Origin of the sequence: Algibacter lectus (genome assembly GCF_004368925.1) — a bacterium.
GTDB classification, from domain to species: domain Bacteria; phylum Bacteroidota; class Bacteroidia; order Flavobacteriales; family Flavobacteriaceae; genus Algibacter; species Algibacter lectus.
In genome coordinates, this window is record NZ_SORL01000009.1 from 270,625 (window position 1) to 297,026 (window position 26,402).

Annotated in this window: 27 protein-coding genes; 11 read left to right on the plus strand and 16 right to left on the minus strand. The window is 33.5% G+C overall.

Going from position 1 to position 26,402, the window contains the following annotated elements:
- Positions 1-282: 282 nt before the first annotated feature.
- From DFQ06_RS13750 to DFQ06_RS13775, 6 genes are all read left to right on the plus strand, one after another.
- Positions 283-2,052 (plus strand): AMP-dependent synthetase/ligase, encoded by a 1,770-nt coding sequence (locus DFQ06_RS13750; RefSeq protein ID WP_133968260.1) that lies wholly within the window; start codon positions 283-285, stop codon positions 2,050-2,052.
- Positions 2,053-2,152: 100 nt separating this feature from the next.
- Positions 2,153-2,599, plus strand: a complete 447-nt coding sequence (locus DFQ06_RS13755; RefSeq protein ID WP_042495830.1) for a MarR family winged helix-turn-helix transcriptional regulator — start codon at positions 2,153-2,155, stop codon at positions 2,597-2,599.
- 9 nt (positions 2,600-2,608) lie between these two features.
- Positions 2,609-5,017 (plus strand): 3-hydroxyacyl-CoA dehydrogenase/enoyl-CoA hydratase family protein, encoded by a 2,409-nt coding sequence (locus DFQ06_RS13760; protein WP_133968262.1) that lies wholly within the window; start codon positions 2,609-2,611, stop codon positions 5,015-5,017.
- 5 nt (positions 5,018-5,022) lie between these two features.
- Positions 5,023-6,216, plus strand: a complete 1,194-nt coding sequence (locus tag DFQ06_RS13765; protein WP_133968264.1) for an acetyl-CoA C-acyltransferase — start codon at positions 5,023-5,025, stop codon at positions 6,214-6,216.
- Positions 6,217-6,242: 26 nt separating this feature from the next.
- Positions 6,243-8,051, plus strand: coding sequence for an acyl-CoA dehydrogenase family protein (locus DFQ06_RS13770; protein ID WP_042505862.1), 1,809 nt, complete (start codon positions 6,243-6,245; stop codon positions 8,049-8,051).
- Positions 8,052-8,217: 166 nt separating this feature from the next.
- Positions 8,218-9,549: a M28 family peptidase gene (locus DFQ06_RS13775; protein ID WP_133968266.1), complete on the plus strand. Its 1,332-nt coding sequence runs from the start codon at positions 8,218-8,220 to the stop codon at positions 9,547-9,549.
- 136 nt (positions 9,550-9,685) lie between these two features.
- On the opposite strand, the gene yajC is transcribed toward DFQ06_RS13775, so the two are convergent.
- The 3 genes from yajC to nusB all read right to left on the minus strand — a co-directional run bounded on the left by yajC (position 9,686) and on the right by nusB (position 11,590).
- Entirely contained in the window at positions 9,686-9,982 is a 297-nt protein-coding gene (gene yajC / locus DFQ06_RS13780) for a preprotein translocase subunit YajC (protein WP_042495844.1), read from the minus strand.
- Between the two features lie 10 nt (positions 9,983-9,992).
- Positions 9,993-10,559, minus strand: a complete 567-nt coding sequence (locus DFQ06_RS13785) for a DUF1573 domain-containing protein (RefSeq protein ID WP_133968268.1) — start codon at positions 10,557-10,559, stop codon at positions 9,993-9,995.
- 83 nt (positions 10,560-10,642) lie between these two features.
- Positions 10,643-11,590 carry a transcription antitermination factor NusB gene (nusB, locus tag DFQ06_RS13790; RefSeq protein ID WP_081958580.1) on the minus strand — a complete coding sequence of 316 codons (948 nt, stop codon included), beginning with the start codon at positions 11,588-11,590 and terminating at the stop codon, positions 10,643-10,645.
- 197 nt (positions 11,591-11,787) lie between these two features.
- Here nusB and DFQ06_RS13795 point away from each other — a divergent pair, with 197 nt between their 5' ends.
- Together DFQ06_RS13795 and DFQ06_RS13800 are read left to right on the plus strand one after the other, a co-directional pair.
- Positions 11,788-13,545, plus strand: a complete 1,758-nt coding sequence (locus DFQ06_RS13795) for an ABC transporter ATP-binding protein (RefSeq protein ID WP_133968270.1) — start codon at positions 11,788-11,790, stop codon at positions 13,543-13,545.
- Between the two features lie 138 nt (positions 13,546-13,683).
- Positions 13,684-14,079 (plus strand): PUR family DNA/RNA-binding protein, encoded by a 396-nt coding sequence (locus DFQ06_RS13800; protein ID WP_042495853.1) that lies wholly within the window; start codon positions 13,684-13,686, stop codon positions 14,077-14,079.
- Positions 14,080-14,136: 57 nt separating this feature from the next.
- On the opposite strand, the gene DFQ06_RS13805 is transcribed toward DFQ06_RS13800, so the two are convergent.
- Genes DFQ06_RS13805 through DFQ06_RS13815 form a run of 3 tightly spaced genes read right to left on the minus strand, consistent with a single transcriptional unit; the run spans position 14,137 to position 16,416 of the window.
- A complete protein-coding gene (locus DFQ06_RS13805) occupies positions 14,137-15,138 on the minus strand; it encodes a lysophospholipid acyltransferase family protein (RefSeq protein WP_235833547.1) in 1,002 nt (333 codons plus the stop codon).
- Positions 15,139-15,186: 48 nt separating this feature from the next.
- Positions 15,187-16,077, minus strand: coding sequence for a bile acid:sodium symporter family protein (locus tag DFQ06_RS13810; protein ID WP_133968272.1), 891 nt, complete (start codon positions 16,075-16,077; stop codon positions 15,187-15,189).
- A 3-nt stretch (positions 16,078-16,080) separates the two neighbouring features.
- Positions 16,081-16,416 (minus strand): tRNA-binding protein, encoded by a 336-nt coding sequence (locus DFQ06_RS13815; RefSeq protein ID WP_042505870.1) that lies wholly within the window; start codon positions 16,414-16,416, stop codon positions 16,081-16,083.
- A 47-nt stretch (positions 16,417-16,463) separates the two neighbouring features.
- Here DFQ06_RS13815 and DFQ06_RS13820 point away from each other — a divergent pair, with 47 nt between their 5' ends.
- On the plus strand, positions 16,464-17,024 hold the full coding sequence (locus tag DFQ06_RS13820; RefSeq protein WP_042505905.1) for a thioredoxin family protein: 561 nt from the start codon (positions 16,464-16,466) through the stop codon (positions 17,022-17,024).
- Here DFQ06_RS13820 and DFQ06_RS13825 read toward each other — a convergent pair.
- The 10 genes from DFQ06_RS13825 to DFQ06_RS13870 form a co-directional block, all read right to left on the minus strand.
- On the minus strand, positions 17,021-17,506 hold the full coding sequence (locus DFQ06_RS13825; protein WP_042495861.1) for a GNAT family N-acetyltransferase: 486 nt from the start codon (positions 17,504-17,506) through the stop codon (positions 17,021-17,023). The genes DFQ06_RS13820 and DFQ06_RS13825 overlap by 4 nt on opposite strands.
- Before the next feature lies 1 nt (position 17,507).
- The gene (locus DFQ06_RS13830) at positions 17,508-18,053 is read right to left on the minus strand and encodes a YfiT family bacillithiol transferase (RefSeq protein WP_042505872.1); all 546 of its coding nucleotides are present in this window, start codon (positions 18,051-18,053) and stop codon (positions 17,508-17,510) included.
- A 21-nt stretch (positions 18,054-18,074) separates the two neighbouring features.
- Entirely contained in the window at positions 18,075-18,497 is a 423-nt protein-coding gene (locus DFQ06_RS13835) for a hypothetical protein (RefSeq protein ID WP_042505873.1), read from the minus strand.
- A 237-nt stretch (positions 18,498-18,734) separates the two neighbouring features.
- On the minus strand, positions 18,735-19,667 hold the full coding sequence (locus DFQ06_RS13840; protein ID WP_042495869.1) for a peptidylprolyl isomerase: 933 nt from the start codon (positions 19,665-19,667) through the stop codon (positions 18,735-18,737).
- A 186-nt stretch (positions 19,668-19,853) separates the two neighbouring features.
- Positions 19,854-20,087, minus strand: coding sequence for a hypothetical protein (locus DFQ06_RS13845; protein ID WP_042495871.1), 234 nt, complete (start codon positions 20,085-20,087; stop codon positions 19,854-19,856).
- 150 nt (positions 20,088-20,237) lie between these two features.
- Positions 20,238-20,690 (minus strand): hypothetical protein, encoded by a 453-nt coding sequence (locus DFQ06_RS13850; RefSeq protein ID WP_042505874.1) that lies wholly within the window; start codon positions 20,688-20,690, stop codon positions 20,238-20,240.
- Positions 20,691-20,794: 104 nt separating this feature from the next.
- On the minus strand, positions 20,795-21,265 hold the full coding sequence (locus DFQ06_RS13855) for a hypothetical protein (RefSeq protein WP_133968274.1): 471 nt from the start codon (positions 21,263-21,265) through the stop codon (positions 20,795-20,797).
- A 115-nt stretch (positions 21,266-21,380) separates the two neighbouring features.
- Positions 21,381-21,770, minus strand: a complete 390-nt coding sequence (locus tag DFQ06_RS13860) for a hypothetical protein (RefSeq protein WP_133968276.1) — start codon at positions 21,768-21,770, stop codon at positions 21,381-21,383.
- 159 nt (positions 21,771-21,929) lie between these two features.
- A complete protein-coding gene (locus tag DFQ06_RS13865) occupies positions 21,930-22,160 on the minus strand; it encodes a hypothetical protein (protein ID WP_133968278.1) in 231 nt (76 codons plus the stop codon).
- Positions 22,161-22,190: 30 nt separating this feature from the next.
- Positions 22,191-23,738 (minus strand): hypothetical protein, encoded by a 1,548-nt coding sequence (locus DFQ06_RS13870; protein WP_133968280.1) that lies wholly within the window; start codon positions 23,736-23,738, stop codon positions 22,191-22,193.
- Between the two features lie 148 nt (positions 23,739-23,886).
- Here DFQ06_RS13870 and DFQ06_RS13875 point away from each other — a divergent pair, with 148 nt between their 5' ends.
- Both DFQ06_RS13875 and leuB read left to right on the plus strand, forming a co-directional pair.
- Positions 23,887-25,062 carry a 2-isopropylmalate synthase gene (locus DFQ06_RS13875; RefSeq protein WP_081959275.1) on the plus strand — a complete coding sequence of 392 codons (1,176 nt, stop codon included), beginning with the start codon at positions 23,887-23,889 and terminating at the stop codon, positions 25,060-25,062.
- A 54-nt stretch (positions 25,063-25,116) separates the two neighbouring features.
- Positions 25,117-26,235, plus strand: coding sequence for a 3-isopropylmalate dehydrogenase (gene leuB, locus DFQ06_RS13880; RefSeq protein WP_133968282.1), 1,119 nt, complete (start codon positions 25,117-25,119; stop codon positions 26,233-26,235).
- The last annotated feature ends 167 nt before the right edge of the window (positions 26,236-26,402 follow it).

The following is a 26,402-nucleotide window of genomic DNA, read 5'->3' on the forward strand; positions in this document are numbered from 1 at the left end:
CATCAAAAGTACAGAATATCAAGGAAATCTTCTCAATAAACCGCTAGGTATTTCAACAAAAAATGATACGTCTTAAAAGCAAGTTAAAACAAACTTATATTTAACCATAATATTGTATATTAATAACTGCTAAGCAATTAAAGCACTCAAAAAACTAAACACATAGATAATACAAAATTGACAGAAATCAATAAAGTTTTATACGAATACAATACTTTTTTGGTACATTATTTGATAATCTTATTTTATTTCCTATTTTGCACCCTAGAATACTTATAGCCCATGACCAAAATCACCAGACTTTTTGACTTTCCTTATTACCAATTAGAAACATACAATTTAGATAAGGCTTTTAACACAAAACATAATGGAAAATGGCAATCTACTTCTTCGCAAGAATATGTAGATCAAGCCAATGCCATAAGTCGTGGTTTATTAAAATTAGGTATAAAGCCTAACGATAAAATTGCGGTTATATCTTCTACAAACAGAACAGAGTGGAATATATTAGATATTGGAGTTTTACAAGTAGGTGCGCAAAACGTACCAATTTATCCAACAATTTGCGCCGAAGATTATGAATATATCTTAAATCACTCGGAATCTACATATTGTTTTGTTTCAGATGAAGAAATTCTAATTAAACTAAATTCAATAAAAGGAAACACAAAACTGAAACACGTGTACACTTTTGATGATATTCAAAACGAATCTAGCTGGAACGAAGTACTTAAGTTAGGTGAAGATACAAGTATACAACATGAAGTTGAGGCTAGAAAAAATGATGTGAAATCTACAGATTTAGCCACATTAATTTATACTTCGGGAACTACAGGAAGACCGAAAGGTGTTATGCTATCTCACAACAACCTCGTTTCAAATGTTTTAAATAGTCAAAACCGTGTTCCTTTTGAATATGGAGTTGCGAAAACACTTAGTTTCCTTCCCGTTTGTCATGTTTTTGAACGCATGATTCTTTATTTATATCAATATTGTGGTGCAGAAATTTACTTTGCAGAGTCTATCGACAAAATGAGCGATAACCTTAAAGAAATCAAGCCAAACGTAATGACCGCTGTACCACGTCTTTATGAAAAAGTATACGATAAAATTATAGCTAAAGGCAGTGATTTAACTGGATTAAAAAAATCACTTTTCTTTTGGGCAGTTAATCTTGGACTTAGATATGAACCTTACGGACAAAATGGTTGGTGGTATGAGTTACAACTTAAAATCGCTAGAAAGCTTATTTTTAGCAAATGGCAAGAAGGACTTGGAGGAAACCTAGACCTTATGGTTTCTGGCAGTGCCGCATTACAGCCAAGACTTACTAGAGTGTTTGCTGCCGCTGGTTTACCTATAATGGAAGGTTATGGATTAACAGAAACGTCTCCTGTTGTCTCAGTTAATGATACCCGAAACGGAGGTTTTAGAGTAGGAACTACTGGTAGAATAATTGATGATGTTGAGGTTAAAATAGCCGAAGATGGCGAAATACTTGTAAAAGGCCCAAACGTTATGATGGGGTATTTTAAAGATGAAGCCAAAACAGCCGAAGCTATTAAGGACAATTATTTCCACACTGGAGATATTGGAGAAATAGATGCTGATGGTTTTCTTAAAATCACTGACAGAAAGAAAGAAATGTTTAAAACCTCGGGAGGGAAATATGTAGCACCTACCCTACTTGAAAACCAATTTAAACAGTCTCGATTTATAGAACAAATTATGGTTATTGGTGAAGGCGAGAAAATGCCAGCAGCTTTAATTCAGGTAAATTATGATTTTGTAAAAGAATGGGCCAAACGTCATAACATTCCATTTACAACTAATGAAGACATAATCTTAAACACCCAATTACTAGAGAGAATTCAAGAAGAAATTAATTTTGCCAATGCCAACTTCGGCAAATGGGAACAAATTAAAAAATTCGAGATTACTCCAGATGTTTGGACTATAGATGCCGGACACTTAACGCCAACCATGAAAATGAAGCGTAAAGTTATAAAACAAAAGTACCTTTCTCTTATCGAGAAAATCTACAGAGGTTAGTCAAATCTTCTCTTATTAATAAAAGATTAACTAAATATAGTAAAATTTATTATGCATGCATAATAAATTTTACTATATTTGGGAACAACAACCTCTCAACATGAAAGATAGAACCATCGATTACATTTTAAGAACAACATGGCTGGCCGTTCAAAAAATGTATAACGAAGAAGCATTAAAATTTGATAGCACTATGGCAACGGGATTTACCTTATTAAGCATAGACCCAGAAAAAGGAACACCATCAACTGCTTTAGGCCCCAAAATGGGTATGGAAGCAACGAGTCTTTCTAGAATTTTAAAAGCTATGGAAAAAAAAGGTTTGATTGACAGACATCCCAATCCAGAAGATGGCCGTGGTGTAATTATCAAGCTAACACCTTTCGGAGTTCAAAAACGCACCTACTCTAAAGATCGAGTTTTAACTTTTAATGAGAAAATTAAAAATAACATCTCCGATGAAAAACTAAAGCACTTTAATGAAGTAGCCGATGTAATTTTAGAGATGGTTTCTAATAAAAAAATATATACACCAAACGACAACTAGTTAAATAAAATGAGCAAACGTAGAATAAAAAAAATCGCAATTATTGGTTCCGGAATTATGGGGAGCGGTATAGCTTGTCATTTCGCTAACATTGGCGTAGATGTCCTGTTACTAGACATTGTTCCAAGAGAACTTAACGACAAAGAAAAAGCTAAAGGTTTAACTTTAGAAGACAAAATAGTAAGAAATAGATTGGTTAATGATGCACTTACAGCATCGTTAAAATCTAAACCATCTCCAATTTATCATCAAGATTTCGCCAGTAGAATTACCACCGGTAATCTAGAAGACGATATTGCGAAAGTAGCAGATGTAGACTGGATTATGGAAGTTGTAGTCGAAAGACTAGACATCAAGAAAATGGTGTTTGAAAACTTAGAAAAATATCGTAAACCAGGCACGTTAATTACATCTAATACCTCTGGTATTCCTATAAAATTTATGAGTGAAGGACGAAGTGAAGATTTCCAGAAACATTTCTGTGGAACACACTTCTTTAACCCAGCGCGTTACTTAAAATTATTTGAAATCATTCCTGGACCAAAAACAGATGCTTCTGTATTAGAATTTTTGAATGGTTACGGTGAGCAATTTCTTGGAAAAACATCGGTAGTAGCTAAAGATACGCCTGCTTTTATTGGTAACAGAATTGGAATTTTCAGCATACAAAGTTTATTTCACGCAGTTAAAGATTTAGATTTAACTATTGAGGAAGTAGATAAATTATCAGGACCAGTAATTGGTCGTCCAAAATCGGCAACCTTCCGTACGGTAGATGTTGTTGGATTAGATACTTTGGTTCATGTTGCAAATGGTATTGCAGAAAACTGCCCTAACGACGAACGATTAGAGCTGTTTAAACTACCAGATTTCATCAAAACAATGATGGAAAACAAATGGTTAGGAAGTAAAACAGGTCAAGGTTTTTACAAAAAACAAGTATCTCCAGATGGGAAAAAAGAAATCTTATCTCTAGACTTAAATACACTAGAATATCGTTCTGCTAAACGTGCAAAATTTACAACTTTAGAACTTACGAAAACGATTGATAAAGTTGTTGACCGATTTAAAGTTTTAGTTAAAGGAAAAGATAAAGCTGGCGAATTCTACAGAAAAAGCTTTGCTGCCTTATTTGCTTATGTTTCAAATAGAATTCCTGAAATAACAGACGATTTATATAAAATTGATGATGCTATGAAAGCGGGGTTTGGATGGGAACATGGTCCTTTCCAAATTTGGGATGCCATAGGCGTTGAAAAAGGAATTGAAATTATGAAAGCTGAAGGTTTAGAGCCTGCTGCTTGGGTAAACGAGATGTTAGCATCTGGAAATTCTTCTTTTTATACTATTAAAGAAGGCGCGAGTTATGCTTACGATATTCCTAAGAAATCTCAAGAAAAAATTCCAGGTCAAGACAGTTTCATTATTCTAGATAATATTAGAAAATCTAAAGAAGTCTTTAAAAATTCTGGTGTTGTTATTGAAGATTTAGGAGATGGCATATTAAACTGCGAATTCCAATCTAAAATGAACACTATTGGTGGAGACGTTCTTGCTGGATTAAATAAAGCTATTGATTTAGCCGAAAAAGATTTTGCTGGCTTAGTAGTTGGTAACCAAGCTGCAAACTTCTCTGTTGGCGCAAACATCGGCATGATTTTCATGATGGCTGCAGAGCAAGAGTATGATGAGCTTAACATGGCTATCAAATATTTCCAAGACTCAATGATGCGTATGCGTTATTCTTCTATCCCAACTATCTCTGCTCCTCACGGAATGGCTTTAGGTGGTGGTTGTGAATTATCATTACATGCAGATAAAGTAGTTGCAGCAGCAGAAACTTACATGGGACTTGTAGAGTTCGGTGTTGGTGTTATCCCTGGTGGTGGTGGTTCTAAGGAAATGGCTTTAAGAGCATCAGACACTTTTAGGAAAGGAGATGTTCAGCTAAATACACTTCAGGAATACTTTTTAACTATAGGTATGGCAAAAGTATCAACTTCGGCTTATGAAGCTTTTGATATGGGAGTTTTACAAAAGGGAAAAGATGTTGTTGTTGTTAATAAAGACCGCCAAATTGCAGTTGCTAAACAACATGCTATGTTAATGGCTAATTCTGGTTACACACAACCGGTAAAACGTACTGACGTAAAAGTACTTGGTAAACAAGCTTTAGGTATGTTTTTAGTAGGAACAGATTCTATGAAAGACTCCAACTACATTTCTGAACACGACATGAAAATTGCTAATAAATTAGCTTACGTTATGGCTGGTGGAGATTTATCTGAGCCAACTTTAGTTAGCGAGCAATATTTATTGGATTTAGAGCGTGAAGCTTTCTTAAGTTTATGTACAGAACGTAAAACTTTAGAACGTATTCAGCACATGTTAACAAAAGGTAAACCTTTAAGAAACTAAGAAAAATGAAAACAGCATATATAATAAAAGCATATAGAACCGCAGTTGGTAAAGCACCAAAAGGCGTGTTTCGTTTTAAAAGAACAGATGAATTGGCAGCAGAAACCATCAAATATATGATGAAAGAATTGCCAAATTTAGATCCAAAGCGTATCGATGATGTTATTGTTGGTAACGCCATGCCAGAAGGTGCGCAAGGTTTAAATATGGCACGTTTAATCTCTTTAATGGGATTAGAAGTTGTTGATGTTCCTGGTGTAACCGTAAACCGTTTTTGCTCTTCTGGAGTTGAAACTATCGGCATGGCAACAGCTAAAATACAAGCTGGAATGGCAGATTGTATTATTGCTGGTGGTGCAGAAAGCATGAGTAGCGTACCAATGACTGGTTTTAAACCTGAATTGAATTATGATGCAATTGTAAAAGCAGGTCATGAAGATTATTATTGGGGCATGGGAAATACTGCAGAGGCTGTTGCAAAACAGTTTAAGGTATCTCGCGAAGACCAAGATGAGTTTGCATTCAATTCTCATATGAAAGCATTACGAGCGCAGGCTGAAAATCGTTTTCAAGATCAAATAGTACCAATTGAAGTTGAGCAAACTTACATTGATGCAAACGGAAAGAAAGCGACTAAATCGTATACGGTAACTAAAGATGAAGGACCTCGTGCAGGAACTAGTAAAGAAGCTTTAGCGAAACTTAGAGCAGTATTTGCTGCTGGAGGAAGTGTTACAGCTGGTAACTCGTCACAAATGAGTGATGGTGCTGCTTTTGTAATGGTTATGAGTGAAGACATGGTTAAAGAGCTAGGTTTAGAACCAATTGCAAGAATGGTAAACTATGCAGCCGCAGGTGTTGAACCTCGTATTATGGGTATCGGACCAGTAAAAGCAATCCCGAAAGCATTAAAGCAAGCAGGATTAAAACAAGACGATTTATCTTTAATTGAGTTAAATGAAGCTTTTGCTTCTCAATCTTTAGCAGTAATTAGAGAGTTAAATCTTAACCCAGATATTATTAACGTAAATGGTGGTGCAATTGCATTGGGTCACCCATTAGGATGCACAGGAGCTAAATTATCTGTACAACTTTTTGACGAAATGCGTAAGCGTGACATGCAAGGCAAATATGGTGCAGTTACCATGTGTGTTGGAACAGGTCAAGGGGCTTGCGGAATATTTGAATTTTTAAACTAATAAAGAACTTAATACAAAAATATAAAATGGAAGCAAATGAAAAAGACATCTTAAGAGGTGGTCAATTCTTAGTAAAAGAAACAAATTGTGAAGATGTGTTTACTCCTGAAGATTTTTCCGAAGAGCAAACAATGATGAAAGAATCCGTAATGGAATTTAACGATCGTGAAATCATTCCTCATAAAGCACGTTTCGAAGCTAAAGATTATGCACTAACTGAAGAAGTTATGCGTAAAGCTGGAGATATGGGCTTTTTAAGTGTTGCTGTTCCTGAAGCTTTTGGTGGTATGGGAATGGGCTTTGTTTCTACTGTATTAACGTGTGATTATATTTCTTCTGGAACAGGTTCTTTCAGTACTGCTTTTGGTGCGCATACAGGCATTGGCACTATGCCAATTACTTTATACGGCACAGAGGAGCAAAAACAAAAATACGTACCAAAATTAGCATCTGGTGAGTGGTTTGGAGCTTACTGTTTAACAGAGCCTGGAGCTGGATCTGATGCAAATTCTGGTAAAACAACTGCTGAGCTTTCTGCAGATGGAAAATCATATAAAATTAACGGTCAAAAAATGTGGATCTCAAATGCAGGTTTCTGTAGTGTGATGATTGTTTTTGCTCGTATTGAAGATGATAAAAATATTACGGGATTTATTGTAGAATATGATGGAGAAAATCCTAACGGAATTACTTTAGGTGAAGAAGAACACAAATTAGGTATTCGTGCGTCTTCTACACGTCAAGTATTTTTTAACGATACTGTAGTACCTATTGAAAATATGTTAGCTGGTCGTGGTGAAGGATTTAAAATCGCCATGAATGCACTTAACGTTGGCCGTATTAAATTAGCTGCTGCTTGTTTAGATTCTCAAAGAAGAATTTTATCTACAGCAGTAAATTATGCTAACGAGCGTAAACAATTTAAAACGCCTATTTCAGACTTTGGAGCTATTAAAGTTAAATTAGCTGAAATGGCAACTAATGCTTACGCAGGTGAATCTGCAACTTATAGAGCTGCAAAAAATATTGAAGACAGAATAGCAATGCGTGAAGCTGCTGGAAATACACATCAAGAAGCAGAACTTAAAGGTGTTGAAGAATATGCAATTGAATGTTCTATTCTAAAAGTAGCGGTTTCGGAAGATGTACAACATGCAGCTGATGAAGGTATCCAAATTTTTGGTGGAATGGGGTTCTCTGAAGAAACGCCTATGGAATCTGCTTGGAGAGATGCGCGTATTGCTCGTATTTACGAAGGAACTAACGAAATTAACAGAATGCTATCTGTTGGTATGTTAGTAAAGAAAGCTATGAAAGGTCATGTTGACCTATTAGGCCCTGCTCAAAAAGTTCAAGAAGAATTAATGGGAATTCCTTCTTTTGATACACCAGACTTTTCAGAATTATTTTCTGAAGAAAAAGTAATGATTAATAAGTTGAAAAAGACTTTTTTAATGGTTGCCGGAGGTGCTGTTCAAAAATTTGGCCCAGACCTAGACAAACACCAACAATTACTTATAGCGGCTGCTGATATTTTAATTGAAATATATATGGCTGAATCTGCTATATTAAGAACAGAAAAGAATGCTAAACGCTTTGGAGCCGAGTCTCAATCTGTACAAATTGCGATGTCTAAATTATACTTATACCACGCTGTAGATATTATCGAAGAAAAAGGAAAAGAGAGTATTATTTCTTTTGCCGAAGGTGATGAGCAACGTATGATGCTTATGGGACTTAAACGTTTTACTAAATATCAAAACTATCCAGACATTGTAGATTTACGTAACGAAATAGCCGAAAAAGTAAAGGCAGAAAACAAATATTGCTTTTAAGGGATTAAAACAATTCATTAGTGACTAACTCAAGTGTTAATAGGCGCTTCAAATTAATTTTTGAAGCGTCTTTTATTTGATATAATTTCATAGTTCTTAATTTTCACTCAAAACGATATTATATTCAAGTCCTTTTCTTTTTTGTATTTTTAAGAAAAAAAACTGAATGAAAAAATTAATACTCCCTTTACTCCTACTTTCTATATCCATTAGCTCTGCCCAAACCAATCAAAAAATATACAATATCATAGATGATGTTTCTGCGGAACGTATAGAAATAGACATTCAAAAACTGGTTAATTTTGGAACTAGAAACACCTTTAGCGATACTATTTCAAACACTAGAGGGATTGGTGCGGCAAGACGTTGGATTAAATCTGAATTTGAAACAATATCATCTAATTGTAAAGATTGTTTGGATGTCTTTTACCAAAAGGACTTTGTTACCAAAGAAGGCAACAGGCGTGTACCTCACGACGCTTGGATTGTTAACGTTGTCGCTATTCAAAAAGGAACGAAATATCCAAACCGCTATATTATCATGAGTGGAGATATAGACTCTCGTGGTAGCGACACTATGGAGTTCACAAAAGATGCTCCTGGTGCAAACGATAATGCTTCTGGTATGGCGGGAACTATTGAAGCTGCTAGAGTACTTTCTAAATATAAATTTGAAAACAGTATTATTTATGTTGGCTTATCTGGTGAAGAGCAAGGTCTTTTTGGTGGAGGCGGTTTAGCCAAATATGCTAAAGAGCAAGGTTGGGATATTATCGGAATATTTAATAATGACATGATTGGAAACATTGAAGGTGTAGATGGAGTAATAGATAATCGTACATTTAGAATATTTTCAGAACCTGTGCCTGCTAACGAAACCGAAAAAGAACGCAATTTAAGACGTTTTTATGGAGGAGAAGTAGATGGGATCTCTCGTCAATTAGCACGTTATATACATAAAACAGTAAAAACCTATATGCCAGAAATGAACCCGATGATGGTTTATAGACTAGATCGTTTTGGACGTGGTGGACACCACAGACCTTTTAACGACTTAGGTTTTGCAGGAATTCGTATTATGGAAGCGCACGAAAACTACACGCAGCAGCATCAAGATATTAGAGAAGAAAACGGCATTAAATACGGCGATGTTATTGAGCACGTTAATTTCGATTATGCCAAGAAATTAACCACGGTAAATGCCATTAACATGGCTAGTTTAGCTTGGGCACCACCAGCTCCAAAAACAGTTGCTATTGGTGGTATTGTAGAGGCATCGGTTAAATTTAAATGGGATAAAGTAGAAGGAGCTGTTGGCTACAAAATATACTGGAGAGATACCACCTCGCCTACTTGGGATAAAAGTCGCTACGTTGGTGATGTTTCGGAGTTTATGCTTGACGGTATTGTTATCGACAATTATTTCTTCGGAATTGCTTCTGTTGGAAAAGATGGATTTGAAAGCCCTGTAGTTTTTCCTAATCAGATATTAAGATAATTCCAGACTAGAAAGTCTTCACTATTAATCTAACCTTAATATATTTAATTCGACAACCCCGCTTTTAGATAAATATAGAACAAAAAAAAGAACCCAAAAGGGTTCTTTTTTTTATTCACTTAAGAAAAGCAAATATTTATTTTTTAACTACAGCAGGAGCATTTAATTTAGTGCTCATTTCCATAGAAATTGCCGAACGTTCAAATTTTACTTTCCCAGACATTGTTTCGATAACACAGCTACCGTCTTTGTCATTAAGCTCTAAAATTTTGCCGTGTAAACCACTTTTGGTTATAACTTTATCGCCACGTTTTAATTCGGCTGCAAATTTCTTTTCTTTCTTTGCTCGTTTCATTTGTGGTGCAATCATAAAGAAATACACTACTACAAACATTAATACAAACGGCAATAAACTACCAATTCCTTCTCCCATTATATTTTAATTAATCGTGATTATGACCTTCGTGGCCTGGTTGTGTGCTAGATTTAACAGCTCTTGATGCTGCCGCAGCAGAAATACCAGGAACTGTTTGCGTACTTGTAGCTTGCGTAGCTGCGTTGTCATCTGTTTTAACAAATGCCGTAATTTTCACAATCTCTTTACCTTTTTCAGTATTTGCTGTAAGCGTTAAACTCTTAGAGATTTTCCCTTTACCACTACCGTTATATTTTACTGTAAACTCACCTGTTTCTCCAACAGCTAAAGGCTCTCTAGACCAATCTTCAGGTACTGTACATCCACAAGACGTTCCAATATTAGTAATTACTAATGGTGCTTTACCTGTATTTTTATATTTAAAAACTGTTTCAACAGATTTTTTAGCTTCTATTTCTCCAAAATCATGAGTAGTTTCTTCAAACTCAATTACAGGAAAGTTAGATGCGCTAGCATCTCTTACCGCTGCTGCAGTAACATTTGCTTCTTCAATTTTTTTAGCTGCATTTTCTTCTTTACAAGAAGTTAAAGCTAATACACATAATGCACTTAATCCTAATATAACCTTTTTCATTTTTAATATATTTTTTTAATTGAAGCTACAAAAATAACAATTATTTAGTCGAATTGAAATTTTTGTAATACTCTTAACATTAATTACATTAAACCTCTACCAATTTTATTTAAATTTCCCGCTTCGGTATACTCTTTTACAAGCTTATCTAAAATACCATTAATAAATACGCTACTTTTTGGTGTAGAATATTCTTTAGCTATTTCTAAATACTCATTAATAGTAACTTTTGCTGGTATAGAAGGAAAACTTTTAACTTCACAAATAGCCATTTGCAACAATACGTAATCTACATTAGCAATACGATCTGAATCCCAATTTTGAGTTTTAAGCTCAATCTCTTTGTTTATTGCCGTTCTATTCAATAATGTTTTTCTAAACAAATCGATAGCAAATTGCTTATCCTCAGAGTCCTTATATAAACGTGGTGTAAAATGATTTTCCGAAGAAGTTAACTTTACCTTTCTAAGTAATTTTAAAATAGTAGTATTTACAGTAGGCAAATCATCTAACCAAGTTAAATTTTTATCTTCTAAATATTCGTAAAGTTTTTCATTTGGAGCGATAATTTCTTTAAAAACATCCACTAAAAACTCTTTATCTTCCTTAAAGCTAGAAGTATCGGTTTCCATGTAGTTTTTATATAGTTCGCTAGATGTAATGGCTTTAAAAATAACCTCTACATACTCGCTATCCAATTCCCAATCCTTAATATTATAAAGTTCTAATTTGTCTTTTAAGTCCAAATTGTTCAATAAAATTTTAAAAACTTCATTGTTTACAAACTTACGGTTTGGATCTATATCTTCTTTTGTGGCAAGGTGCTTGTTTTGTTTTTTCACTAAGTTACTCTCAGCTCTTTTTTGAACTTCAATTATAAGTGAAATAAGTAATAAGTATAAGTTATACATGTTATCTATGCTAAATAGCAAGAATTTTTGATCTTTACTAAAATCATCACTTTCACTACCTTTAAAGGCATACATGGTTTGCATTACTTTTACACGAATATGTCTTCTATTTAGCATCATTACAAAGAACTTATTATGGTTTGAAAATTTTTATTGCTTTCGTGCGGCAAAAATAACACTATATTTAAATAAAAACCGCTTTTAAACACTTTATTATTTCGAAATACTTTAAGCTATATTTAACAATTGCTTATCGCATATCAATATCTCAATTATAATGAATACCCTATATTTGTATCTTATTTCCTTTAAAATTAATGAAAGAATTACAGCACTTAAATAAGTACTTTCTAAAATACAAAACCAATCTATTAATCGGGATTTTTATTACCATAATTGCCCGTATGTTTTTGTTATTTACGCCTCGATATGTAAAAAAAATATTTATTGTAATAGAAAAATATTTCAATGAAGAAATGCCTATTGAAGCCTTTAAAGCCGAGCTCCTTGAAGCTATTTTATTCATTATAGGTGCCGCAATTATTGGTGGTATCCTTACATTTTTTATGCGTCAGTACATTATAAATGTATCTCGATATATTGAATTCGATTTAAAAAATGAAATTTACGAACAGTACCAAAAGTTATCTTTAAATTTCTATAAGAAAAATAGAACGGGCGATTTAATGAACCGTATTAGTGAAGATGTTGGACGTGTTAGAATGTACGCTGGCCCGGCTATAATGTACAGTATAAATACAGTAACCCTTTTTGTAATTGCGCTAATATATATGTTTGAAGAATCGCCTTCTTTAGCGCTATATACCATAATACCTTTACCTATATTATCGATTGTAATCTACAAGCTAAGTAAAGAAATACATAGGCGAAGTACTATTGTACAAGAGTATTTATCCAAACTATCCACCTTTACACAAGAGTCTTTTAGCGGCATTTCGGTAATAAAAGCTTACGGCATAGAACCACAAACTTCGGCCAACTTCTCTACCCTTGCGGCAGAAAGCAAAGAAAAACAAATAGATTTAGCCCGTGTGCAAGCTTGGTTTTTTCCAATGATGCTATTACTAATTGGTGTAAGTAACCTAATTGTAATTTACATTGGTGGTATGCAATATATTAATGGTGAAATTGAAAGTATTGGTACCATAGCCGAATTTATAATTTATGTAAACCTGCTAACTTGGCCGGTAGCAACCGTTGGTTGGGTAACATCTATTATTCAGCAAGCGGAAGCTTCACAAAAAAGAATAAATGAGTTTTTAAGAATAGAGCCCGAAATAAAAAACACTGTTGAAACAGATACCGAAATCACTGGTGATATTGAGTTTAAAAACGTGACGTTTACTTACGATGACACTAATATTACCGCTCTAAAAAATATCAATTTCCATGTAAAAGAAGGAGAGACCCTTGCTATTATAGGAAAAACAGGATCAGGAAAATCTACTATTTTAGATTTAATTGGCCGTCTATATGATATTTATGAAGGTTCTATAATAATCAATAAACAAGAAATTGATCAAGTAAATTTGTCGAATTTAAGAGACAGTATTGGTTATGTACCTCAAGAAGCCTTCTTGTTTTCCGATAGTTTAAAAAACAACATTAAATTCGGTAAAGAAGACGCTACCGATGAAGAAGTGATTGAGGCAGCAAAAAATGCACAGGTTCATAAAAATATTATTAAATTTAATCAAGGATACGACACCGTTTTAGGTGAACGTGGCATTACACTTTCCGGCGGACAGAAACAACGTGTTTCTATAGCCAGAGCGATTATAAAACTACCTAAAATTTTACTTTTCGACGATTGTTTATCGGCTGTAGATACCGAAACGGAAGAGAAAATCCTTAAAAATCTTAATAAAATTACCAAAGGAAAAACCACAATTATAGTTAGTCATCGTGTATCATCGGCTAAAAATGCAAACAAAATAATTGTTCTAGAAGATGGTGAAATTGTACAACAAGGTACACACGATACGTTAATAGATATAGATGGCTATTACAAACATTTATATTTAAAGCAATTAAGCGAAACCACCTCAAAATAAAACACTTACAGTTCTATTTTGTTTATCTATGGCAATTAAATCTTACTTTTTGAAAAGAAACTCCTTAAAAGGTTGGTTTGTTTAGGTTTTTTTTAGATTTTTGAGACACTAGAATTAAAAACAAATTTCTATATAATTATGAACAATAATGGTATGATGGAGAAAGAGGAGATTTTTTCAAAGGTATTGAGAGCAGGAAGGCGTACTTACTTTTTTGATGTAAGAGCAACGAAGGCAGAAGATTATTATTTAACAATTACTGAAAGTAAAAAGTTTACTAATGATGATGGCTCGTTTCATTATAAAAAACATAAAATTTATATTTATAAAGAAGATTTTGCAGAGTTTAAAGATATTCTAGCCGAAATGACCGATTATATTATAAATGAAAAAGGAGACGAAGTTATAAGTGAGCGTCACCAAAAAGATTTCAAGAAAGAATACGATAACACAGTCGACGATGGATCTCGCGTTACTGAAGCAGAATTAAAAACACCAGAAAGCTTTACTGATATTAGCTTTGATGATATCTAAAACGTTTCAAAACATATAAATAAAAAATCCGTTGCTAAAAAAAGTAACGGATTTTTTTTATGTCTTAACCGCAAGTAGCGCCAAAAATAAACTACCTAAAATATAACCAAGTGCTATTTGCCATCCGAAGGCTGCAAAAATAATTCCAGAAACCGCTAACAACCAAATAGGCACCAAAGTAATGGCTATTGCAAAACGAAAGGTCCCAATAAACTCAACATCACTAACTTTAGGTTGAGCAATAAACTTCCAAACTAAATATGGTAAAATCAAATTACAAATTAGCAAAAACTTTAATCCGCTTTTCAATAAAGCCGGTTTTGTATATGTATTAATTTCAGATGAAGTGCCTCGGTTCTCTAAAAAATCATGAATTGCTTTTGGATTAGTAAAGCTTACATTCAAATCGTTAAGCTTCATAATCGTTTTCGTATATGTTTCTGTAGGTATGTGTATTGTAAGTTTTGATATTTCAGAATGAATTTTAGTTTTTAAATTTATTACTGCTTCGTTTCTTTTTTCCGAAGCATAGTCTTTTGCTCTAATAGTATCACCGAAATATAACGAAGCCGAATCTCCAAACTGCTCAGCATGCTGGTAATTTAATCCAACCGGAATAAGTTGTAAATCTATATCAGGATAAGTATCCAAAGTATCAAAAACAATACGTGTAAACCCTTTACTTAACGGACGTACGGTTCGTTTTAAATTATGGTTTCCTTCTGGAAAAATAGCCACCATTTCATTCTTATTCAATATGCCCGAACAAGCCTCGAATATAGCTTTGTTATTATTGATAGTGTTCCAACCATCACGAATTCTATAAACGGGTAGCATTTGCAAGCTTCTCAATATTTTGTCTACTAATGGTTTTTTAAAAACAGCTGCTCTCGTTAGAAAATAAGGAAACCTTCCCGACTGTGTACCAATTATCAATGCATCTAACAACGCGTTTTGATGATTCGATAATAGTAATAAAGGTTTATTTTTAGGTATGTTTTCAGCATTAAAAACATCGATTTTCTTATAATAGAAAAACAATCCTATTTTAATATACAACCGTACACTATGTAACCAAATTTTATTCAATAGTACTTTTATTATGTTTTATTTTTTAGACCAATACGTAGCCAATAGTAGTCCTGAAATAATATGCCATATTCCCCAAAACGCTGCTAAAATAGCCATTCCTCCTAACCCATTAAAAAACGAAAATATCAGTAGCAAGCCCAATCCTGAGTTTTGAATACCAGTTTCTATCGCTAACGTTTTTTGATCCACAAACGACAGTTTAAAAGCCTTCGCTAATAAAAACCCAAGTAAAATAGCGAGTATATTATGCCCTATTCCTAATATTAAAACATGATGAATATAGGCATTAAACACATCTATATTTTTAGAAAAAGCAATAATAACAATAGCCGCAAAAATAACAATAGATAATGGTTTTAGTAGTTTAGATAACTTAATAGCCCACCTCTCTTTATAATAGCGTAATAACATGCCCAAGATTAAAGGAACACCAAGTATCATCAACACTAATTGTATTAAATCGAACGGGTTTAGTGCCACATTTTTTAAAATTTGCGCCGTTGGAGGATACAAATTTCCATAAAACTGAAAGTTAAAAGGTGTCATAAAAATAGCTGCAAAGGTTGCAAATGCCGTTAAACTTACGGATAACGCTGTGTTTCCTTTGGCTAAATGCGTCATGAAATTAGAAATATTTCCACCAGGACAAGCTGCCACCATCATCATACCTAAAGCAATGCTTGGTTGGGGTTTCACGATATAAACAACACAAAAAGTAATGAATGGTAATAATACAAACTGACTTAAAACACCAACTAAAACGGCCTTAGGTTGCTTAAATAAAATTTTAAAATCGTTTAGACTAATACCTAATGCAACACCAAACATAACAACGGCCAATGCGATGTTTAAAACCCATAGCCCATTACTATCAAAGTTGATTTTCACATCATCGAGTTCTTGCATATGTTATGAAACCGTTGTTCCGTTTTTTACTTTATGTTCCGGATTTAACAATACAACATCTTTACCATCTACAGCACCAACAACCAAACATTCACTCATAAAATTAGCGATTTGTTTCTTCGGAAAATTAACAACAGCCACAATTTGCTTCTGTATTAAATCTTCTTTTTTATAAAGTGTGGTAATTTGTGCCGATGTTTTTTTCATGCCTAAATCGCCAAAATCAATAGTTAATTGATAAGCGGGTTTCCTTGCTTTTGGAAAATTATGCACCTCCAAAATAGTACCGACTCTTAAATCCACTTTTGTAAAATCTTCGAAAGTTATTGCTTGGTTCATTTTTTAAAAATACAAATAATCCCGAACTTAGCATAAAACTTTTAACTATGGCTCAAACTCCATCCAACATGCTTCCTTTAGGAACAAAAGCACCTCATTTTTCATTGCTAGATACTGTATCTGGAGAACCCCTAGATCTCAATACTTTAAAAGGTGAAACCGGTACTGTAATTATGTTTATTTGTAACCACTGCCCTTTTGTAATTCATGTAAATGAAGAATTAGTAGCCATAGCTAACGCGTATTTAGAAAAAGGCATTAAATGTATCGCTATTTCTAGTAACGATGTGGTTAACTATCCGCAAGATAGTCCTGAAAAAATGAAGCTTCATGCGGAAACAGAAGCGTATCCTTTTCCTTATTTGTACGATGAAAGCCAAGCTGTAGCAAAAGCTTATGATGCCGCTTGTACACCCGATTTTTATGTATTCAACAGAAATTTAGAATTAACTTATAGAGGGCAATTAGATGATTCTAGACCAGGCAACGGCGTTCCTGTTACCGGTAAAGATTTACGCCACGCCATAGATTGCTTAGTCAATAACACGAGTAATAATGCGCCACAAAAACCAAGTATTGGCTGCGGTATAAAATGGAAAATGGCTTAATTAATTTTTAATTGAAAAATGCCAACATCTAGCCAAGTGTCAAATTTGAAGCCGACTTCTTTTAAATGTGCCACTTGAGTAAAACCAAACTTTTCGTGTAGCTTAACGCTTGCAGGATTCGGAATAGTTAACACACCCAAAACCGATTTAAAATTACGTTGCTTTAATTGCTCTAGTAATTCAGTATATAACTTAGAACCTATTTGTTTACCATGCGCTCCATTTTTAACATATACTGTAGATTCTACAGTATAATTGTAGGCAGGTTTTGGTCTAAACTTACTACCGTAAGCAAAACCTAAAATCTCATTATTGTCTTCAAAAACTATACAAGGGTAATCTTTTAAAATAAGCTCTAACTTTTCGGTAAAAGCACTTAAGGATAAAGCCGATTCATCAAAAGTAACCGTAGTATGTATTACATAATAATTATAAATTTCTAAAAGTGCGCTGGTATCGGCAAGAGTTGCTTTTCTTATCATTTTAAATCCAACCTTTAAGTTTCATTAAATTTTCAATGTGCGCGTAATGGTGGTTACTATGCCAAGCGTAATTACCAACATTAAAATTTAACGGCACTTCACTATTGGTTTCCGGATGAATAAAACTAGCTTGCAAATCTTCTTCCGATAAGGTTTTTAACAAATACACTAGTTTAAAATGGATGGCTCGTAAATGCGCTAGAGACATGTCTATAGGCGCAGATTTAGAATCTATTAATTCTGCCCAACGCTCTTCAAAATAAGCTTTTATTACAGGCTTATCTTCTGTTAAAGCCCATTTAAAGCGTGTATAACTATGGTGATGACTATCAGATAAATGGTGAACAACTTGCCTAATCGTCCAGCCTTCTGGTCTATATGGCGTATCTAGCTGTTGGTCTGTTAAGTCTTTAACTAAACCTTCTAATCTATTAGGAAAGTGCTCTAATATCGAAATCCAGCCCGCTAGATGTTCTTTAGTAATATTGCTAGGGCAAGAAAATTGACCTATTGGGTATTTAAGCAATTGGAGTTCTTTATCTGTCATAAAAACAAATATAAAACAATGCTAGTTAATTTCTACCATATCATTTTCTACAAAATTTATGGCCATATCTAACTCTTTAAAATGCTTTATAGTACCTTTAAAAAAGAGCTTTTCGATAATGGCATTAGATAGGCGTGTTTTATCTGAAACTACAATATAAGATTTTAAGAAATAACTGTTTTTAAAAAACCTTATCCAATCGGAAGCCATAACCGAATACGAATTAATTCTATTAGATATAAAATTAATAGTTGCCCCATCTGGTGTACCTAGGTATCCAAAGACATCGTCAATAATTCTTTTTGCATGTACATCCCAAGTAAAGTCAACACCTTCATTAACTTCAGAAACAACACATTTTTCGAAAATAAAAACGCTACCAAAGTCGTAATTAAATTCTTTCAATACCATAGGGTAAAAATCCGATTCTGTAATACTAATCATACTACAAAAATAAATTTAACCAGAAAATTAAAAGAATAAAATCGTTGAATTAAAAAAATTATCAGTCCTTTGGTATCGCCAAAATACAACAATAAAAAAGCACCCTAAAAAAGAGTGCTTATTTTTATTAAATCTATATAAATCATTGTTGCTAAGCCTAATAATGTCAAGAAAACATAACATTTACCATGTTTACTTTTCAATCATTATTCAACTTAAAAACTAAGTCTGTTTAGCTTATTTTACATCCATAAGTTCTACATCGAAAACCAATGTAGCATTTGGAGGAATTACACCACCTGCTCCAGCACTTCCGTACCCTAAGTGACTCGGAATTACTAAACGTGCCTTATCTCCAACTTTTAACAAGCCAATACCTTCATCCCATCCTGGAATAACTTGTCCTACTCCAATTGCGAAATCAATTGGCGAATTACGTTTGTATGATGAATCGAAAACAGTACCATCAGCCAATTGGCCTTTATAGTGTACAGAAACCGTTTTACCTTTTTCTGCTTTTACTCCATTACCTTCTTGAATAATTTGGTAGCGTAAACCACTTTCTGTTTTTTCAAACCCAGCAGCCAATTTATCTAATTCTGCTTCACCAGCAGCTTTAGCCGCAGCTAATTTTGCCTCACGAGAACCTTCAAACGTTCTAAATGCTTCAACACCGTTAAAAGCTTCAGCTTCCGCACCAACTCTTACAATCTCTAAGGTATCAATTAAATCACCTTGTGCAATAGCATCAACTATGTTTTGTCCTTCTACAACTTTACCAAAAACAGTATGCTTACCATCTAACCAAGCTGTTTCTACGTGCGTTATAAAAAACTGACTTCCATTAGTTCCAGGTCCTGCATTTGCCATAGACAATACACCTGGTCCGTCGTGTTTTAAATCTGGATGAAATTCATCATCAAATTTATATCCAGGACTTCCTGTTCCTGTACCTTGTGGACATCCACCTTGGATCATAAAATCTTCAATTACTCTATGGAATTTTAATCCATCGTAATAAGGTGTTCCTTGTGGTTTTACTTTGTTTTCAAGATTTCCTTCTGCTAAAGCTACAAAGTGCCCAACTGTTCCTGGCGTTTTTTTGTACTCTAAAGCAACTAGAATTTCTCCTTTTGTTGTATTAAATTTTGCGTATAATCCGTCTTGCATGATTGTTATTTTTAAGAAAGTGCAAATATACGGAAGTAAGTTTGTAGATAAGAAACTTGTGGTTTATTTTTTCGCTTTCGCGGAAAGAGAACATCGCCAACACTTTATATCGTTAAAACTATGTTCCTTTTTATAATTTTTAAGAGTGAGATGGTTTGCTTGCTTTTGATAGTTTAAATTCTGGCTTTATTGTTTTTGCAACCACACCCTAATTTCTTTTCGTAAAGAAACCTCAGGTTTTGGTAACGGAATTTTTTGTCCAAATTGTTTACTTTTATTAAATTTTGAATACATAATTTTATGTTTTTTCCACGCTTCTGGATACAATTCCAAGAACTTATTAAAAAAACTTTGCTCATTAATTTTTCCTTCTATTTTAGAAAGTACGTCTTTAAATTTTTCTTCTTGTTCTATAATCATGTTGTTATTATGTAGTAATAAATGAAACTTTTGTAGTTTCTGTTTTTATGCGAGGATTTTTCTAAGGAAAACCTTATGTAACAAAAACGCAACGACCTTTGATTAAGCACTAAACCGCAATTATTTTTATACAGTGTTGCCACACGTTTTTTATGTCGCATCAAGACTTATTTCGTGATTTAATAATTCAGTTTCTTTCGCTTTTAAATAACCATCTGTTTTTTCTATTTCAGCTTTCCATTCAGCTAAATTATCAAAATCCATTGCCCAAAAGCTCATATCTTCTATTTCTCCAAAATTTTTCGGGTCAAACGTCAATTTGAGCTTAATTTGATAATATTCTTCTTCTCCGTCAAGTTGTATTTGTCGAGTCAGTGTGAATTCAAATTCAGGTTTCTCTTCTGGATTCCAATTATAAGTTCCATATTCCGCTAACAATTCGTCAGTTTCTTCATCTTTAGAGCAATTCTCAATTTCGTAATTAGATTTAAATTCCAACATAGAATCGAACGCATATTCAATCCTCGATTTTGATTTCGCAATGATATTCTTTTCAAGGATTTCGCTTAAAATTTCGGTTGATTTATCAAGTTTGATTTTCATTAGCAATGTTTTTCTTAAATGTGTGCCAACTTAAGTATAAGAATAGTCAGGTATTTATTTAACCCTAAAATAGTAATTATTTTTAGACATCATTATAAAACGTTTTATTCACAATCTATGTCTGAGATGTTTCTGGCTTCTAAAATGTTTACCACCTCATAGGTGCTATCATAATCAGCAGCAAATCCATCTTCTGATTTTCCTTTATCAATAATTTCAATTCTCACAAATATTGGAGAGTAAGGCGCTTTGTTTTTTGTTAACTTGAAATATAACTCAGTCAGTTCCTCTTTCGCTATAATCCAAAATTCCTTATCATCTCCACAAGGGGAAAAACTACTAACCTCATGCCCTAACGTTATTATTCCTCTTAAAATAATTTGTGTACTATCAGATTTAGATTCACCTTTTTCAGAGTAAACCGGGAAATCTGTATTAATTTCTGAGTTTTGTTCTAGTATTTTTTCGTATGTAACATTTTCAACGATTGTTTTTTGCTTTTCCTTACAAGAAATTAGAAATAGATTAACAACAAATAGAACTAATAACGGTTTGCATATATTTTTTAATTTCATGTTTTTTTTATGATAATTATCTTTTTCTAAATTGCTTAAGTGAAATAAGAGGTTACTTTTAACTAAAAAAGCAATTATTTATACACAGTCTTTACTCCTTTAATTTTTATTCAATCTATTCATTTAGCAATTCGACTAGAGTTTTATTTGAAGCTTTAATTTTTCCTTCGGGTATTTTTCCATTAAAATAAGAATTGCATAGGCTTGTAACCCAATTATTTTCTTTCAATTTTAAATGGTTAGCAATCAATTCAAAATCCTCTGTGATATATGCAGACAAATCATCAGATTCTGTTTTTCTAAAAACCAATTTAAAAATTTCCTCTAGCTCTCTTTCTAAATTTATTTTTTCAGCACTCATTTCATTCCAAGCCTTTATCCATTGACTAGAAAATAAGTCAGAATCTCTAGAATCTAAAATATCGTCTATTGATTCCAACTCAATTTTTTTTAATATTGATTCAAGTGAAATAATAAACTTCTTTGTCAATTTTTCTATTTCCATATTCCTTTATAGTATCTATTTAACAAAAATCTTGGTTTAAATCTAAACAGCTAATATTTTTCAGATATTATAGCGTGTAGTTCTTTTAACTCTCATACTCTATTAATGACTCACAATAATTTTTTTTAATAAATTCTTAAGTTTTTTTTTGACTGCTTTTTAATGTTTGGCGAATTGACCGTGATATATATATCGAATTTCACTAAAGCTTTTTTTGGGTTTAATTTTTAGATAATATCTTTTCCCACAAACTGCTTCTCCATCTTTTTGATTTTCAGAAAACCAAATCGCCAATTCTTCTGCTGTAAATTTTCCATCAACTAATTCAATAAATTTTACTGTCGTCTCCGTTTTCCATAGTTTGAGAACGGATTTTTCAAGCTTTACCAATCTGATTTTAGAAACTTTCCGACAACAAACCTACTTCACCTTCAACTCATGAAATTTATTTCGAATAACCAAACCAATTGGTCGGTTCTGAATTTTAGATTCTAACCAAGAAATAATATCTAGATATAAAAACGCTCGACTTTGGTAGGGATCGTTTTCGTATTCCTTTAGTTTTTTATGCAGTTTCTTAAATTCGTTCTTCACCTCATGCGGATAGATATCTCCTAAACCTCTTAAAAACTTGATAAATTCTTTTTGTACTTCATATAAATCTTCCATTTTAATTAAAAACTTATACGTACTCTTTATAAGCACATCGAGGTTGTAATCTAAACCGGCTTCGTAATGCGCCACAAGGTTTAAAATACGAGAAAAACACAGCAAATCTTCACGCATTTGTAAAGACTTATTGCTTATAATTTTATCTAAAAACTGAATACATTTTTTGTTCTCGCCAGCTCCAAAATACATACTCGCCATTTTGTAATAAAACACCATAACATGATGCTCATCAATACGGTTTTTGTAGAATTTCAATTCGTCCAAAACAGTATCTACAAGCGGTAAGCCTTCGTCAAAGCTTCCTTCAATAAAATGTAAATTAAACTTGTTGTTATAAATATACAGAAAGGCTAACCCGTCTAAGTTATCATCTTTAGGGAACCATTTTTCTTTGGTTACACCTTCAAACTTAATTAAGCTCTCTTTAAACTTATCGTATTTTCTTAAAAAGTAAAGCGACTCTAATAAATAATTATTTCCGCTTAAAAAAAACACAGGGTTTAACTCAATCATTTCTTCTTTCGCATAAAATAAATCTACCCATTTTAGAGAGTATTTATAACACGACAAAAAATCGACGGTTAAAAAACTATACCACAGGTAAGATTTGTATAACCATAGCTTTTCACGAAAACCTAACTCGTGTATATCGTATTTTGGCAAACGATCGTTGAAATATTTAGTAACCTGCTTATAGTCTTCATCATTCTTTATGTATCCTATTTTTAGATACAAGCCGTACAATTGCAGAGATAAATTAGATAGCTTACTAGCCAAAACATTGTGCAAACTAAGCTCCTTGGCTTGTATGGTAAGCTCATCGGCACGGTTACTTAAACTTCGGGTAATATATTGCGACTCGATTACTTTTTCGAGCTCCACAACCTCGTAAGCCACATTTTTTTCTTCGTTTAAAATGGCTAAGCTTTTTGCTTTATCCAAAATTTTCAAACTCTGTTTGTAAAGTCCTTTATGATAAAGTATGGTTGCAAAATCGAGTTGTTCGCGTATTTGTAGTCTAATATCTTTATGCGACGGATTTAACCTTAAACTAATTAATATTTGTTTATAAAGATGCGCCTTTAAATTAGAGAGTTGTTGCTTTTTAACAATACCCTTCTTTAAAATAAAAGCCTCATCATAAACCGATAATTTATCGAGAATATTAAACAGCATTAAAAACTTAGAGTCCTCATTTACTCCCAATCGTCCTACATAAAGCTTAAATTGTCGCTTTTCGGATTTAGAAAGTGATTTCACTAGCACAAACAAATTATCTTTTTGCTCTTTCGTCATAGGTATAAAATCAATGTTAATTGATTGATTTTTAATATATTAACTACATAATTACAACTTTAAACATCGTAATAACCCAAGGTTGTATTATCCTTTTCGCTAAGCAAAATATAACTTCGTAGAACAATAAGAAAATATATTTTAATAAATGTCTGATAATAAAGTCCAAATTTTCGATACAACGCTAAGAGATGGTGAACAAGTCCCTGGGTGTAAACTAAATACCGAGCAAAAATTAATAATAGCCGAACAGCTAGATTTTTTAGGTGTTGACATTATTGAAGCTGGTTTTCCCGTTTCGAGTCCTGGTGATTTTAAGTCGGTTGAAGAAATTTCTAAAATTGTAAAAAACGCGACCGTTTGTGGTTTAACACGCTCGGTAGAAAATGATATAAAAGTAGCTGCCGAAGCTTTAAAATATGCTAAATTACCTAGAATACATACAGGTATTGGCACATCGGATTCTCATATTAAATTCAAATTTAAATCTACACAAGATGATATCATAGAACGTGCCGTTAGAGCCGTTACTTATGCTAAATCTTTTGTGGAAGATGTTGAATTTTATGCTGAAGACGCAGGTAGAACTGATAACGAATATTTAGCACGTGTTTGCGAAGCCGTTATTAAAGCTGGAGCAACAGTATTAAACATACCAGATACTACAGGCTATTGCTTACCTAGTGAATATGGTGCAAAAATTAAATACTTAAAAGAAAACGTAAAAGGTATAGACAAAGCAATTTTATCTTGTCACTGCCATAACGATTTAGGTTTAGCAACCGCAAACTCTATAGAAGGAGTAATTAATGGTGCACGCCAAATAGAGTGTACTATTAACGGTATTGGAGAGCGTGCTGGGAACACCGCTTTAGAAGAAGTTGTTATGATTTTAAAACAACATCCATACCTAAACTTAGATACCAACATTAAAACAGAAATGCTTTATGGCTTAAGCCAATTGGTATCAGATAGTATGGGGATTTACACACAACCTAACAAAGCCATTGTTGGTGCTAATGCTTTTGCACACAGCTCAGGAATTCACCAAGATGGTGTGATTAAAAATCGTGAAACTTACGAAATTATCGATCCTAAAGATGTTGGTGTAACAGAATCTGCTATTGTATTAACAGCCCGTAGCGGTCGTGCAGCACTAGCTTACAGAGCCAAAAATGTTGGCTACGAGTTAACAAAACTTCAATTAGACGTGATTTATACAAATTTCTTAGATTACGCCGATAAGAAAAAAGAAGTTGTAGATAGCGATATCCATAAAATAATAGAAAGCAGTAAAATTTATAACGAAATTGTTTCGTCGTAATTCAAAAGTAACGCCCTACGCCTTACCTTTGGTAAAAATATAAATACCTAACACATGAAATTAAATATAGCCGTATTGCCAGGCGATGGAATTGGCCCAGAGGTCACCGCGCAAGCCGTAAAGGTATTAAAAGCCATTGCTATGGATTTTAATCACATATTTACTTTCAACCATGGTTTAGTGGGCGCAGGTGCCATAGACAAAACGGGGAATCCGTTGCCACAAGAAACCATCGATATTTGTAAAAAAGCCGATGCCGTACTTTTTGGAGCCATTGGCCGTACCTCTTTCGATTTAAAACCAAATGCAAAAATACGTCCAGAACAAGGCTTATTAGGCATCCGTAAAGAATTAGGCTTACATACAAACATACGCCCAGTAATAGCTTACGAAGATTTGCTAAGCAAGTCGTCCCTAAAAGTGAAGCAAATTAAAGATGTAGATATCTTAATTTATCGCGAACTTACAGGTGGTATTTATTTTGGCGATCGTACGCTAAGCGAAGATGGCAACACAGCAACCGATACTTGTACCTATAACAGATACGAAATCGAGCGCATAGCACATGCCGCATTTAAAGCTGCGCAAGCAAGAAAAAAGAAAATTACACTTGTAGATAAAGCAAACGTTTTAGAAAGCTCACGCCTTTGGAGACGTATCGTGCAAGAAATTGCACCACAATATCCAGATGTAAAATTAAAATACATGTATATTGATAATGCTGCTATGGAACTCATTATCAACCCAAGACAATTTGATGTTATTTTAACCGAAAATATGTTTGGCGATATCCTTTCCGAAGAAGCCAGTGTTATTGTAGGTTCAATTGGCCTATTGGCATCGGCATCATTAGGCGACAAATACGCCATGTTCGAGCCTATTCACGGCGCTTACACCAAAGCAGCCAACAAAGGCATTGCAAACCCAATAGCATCAATTTTATCGGCCGCTATGCTGTTAGATCACTTTGGTTTAGACGAAGAAGCTAACCGTGTTCGCGAAGGTGTCGACAAATCATTAAAATTACATATTACAACACCCGATTTAAATAACAAATACGATAACATTAGCACCACCAAGGTTGGAGATTTCATCGAAGATTTTATAAACAATCCCGACGAAACCAATCTAAACTTTACCAACATACACTTGGGGCAATCTACTATTATTTAATTATTATAGTTAGAATATCTAAAACCCGTACCAAGCGCATTTTTTTTAAAGTGCGCTTTTTTTATACCATTTTTTTCGGGGCGTTACCCAAGGGTCGGGCTTTCCGCAGTCGCTTTTTTGTGTTGCAATAGGTGCAACAACACAAAAAGAGCTCCAACAATGCTGCA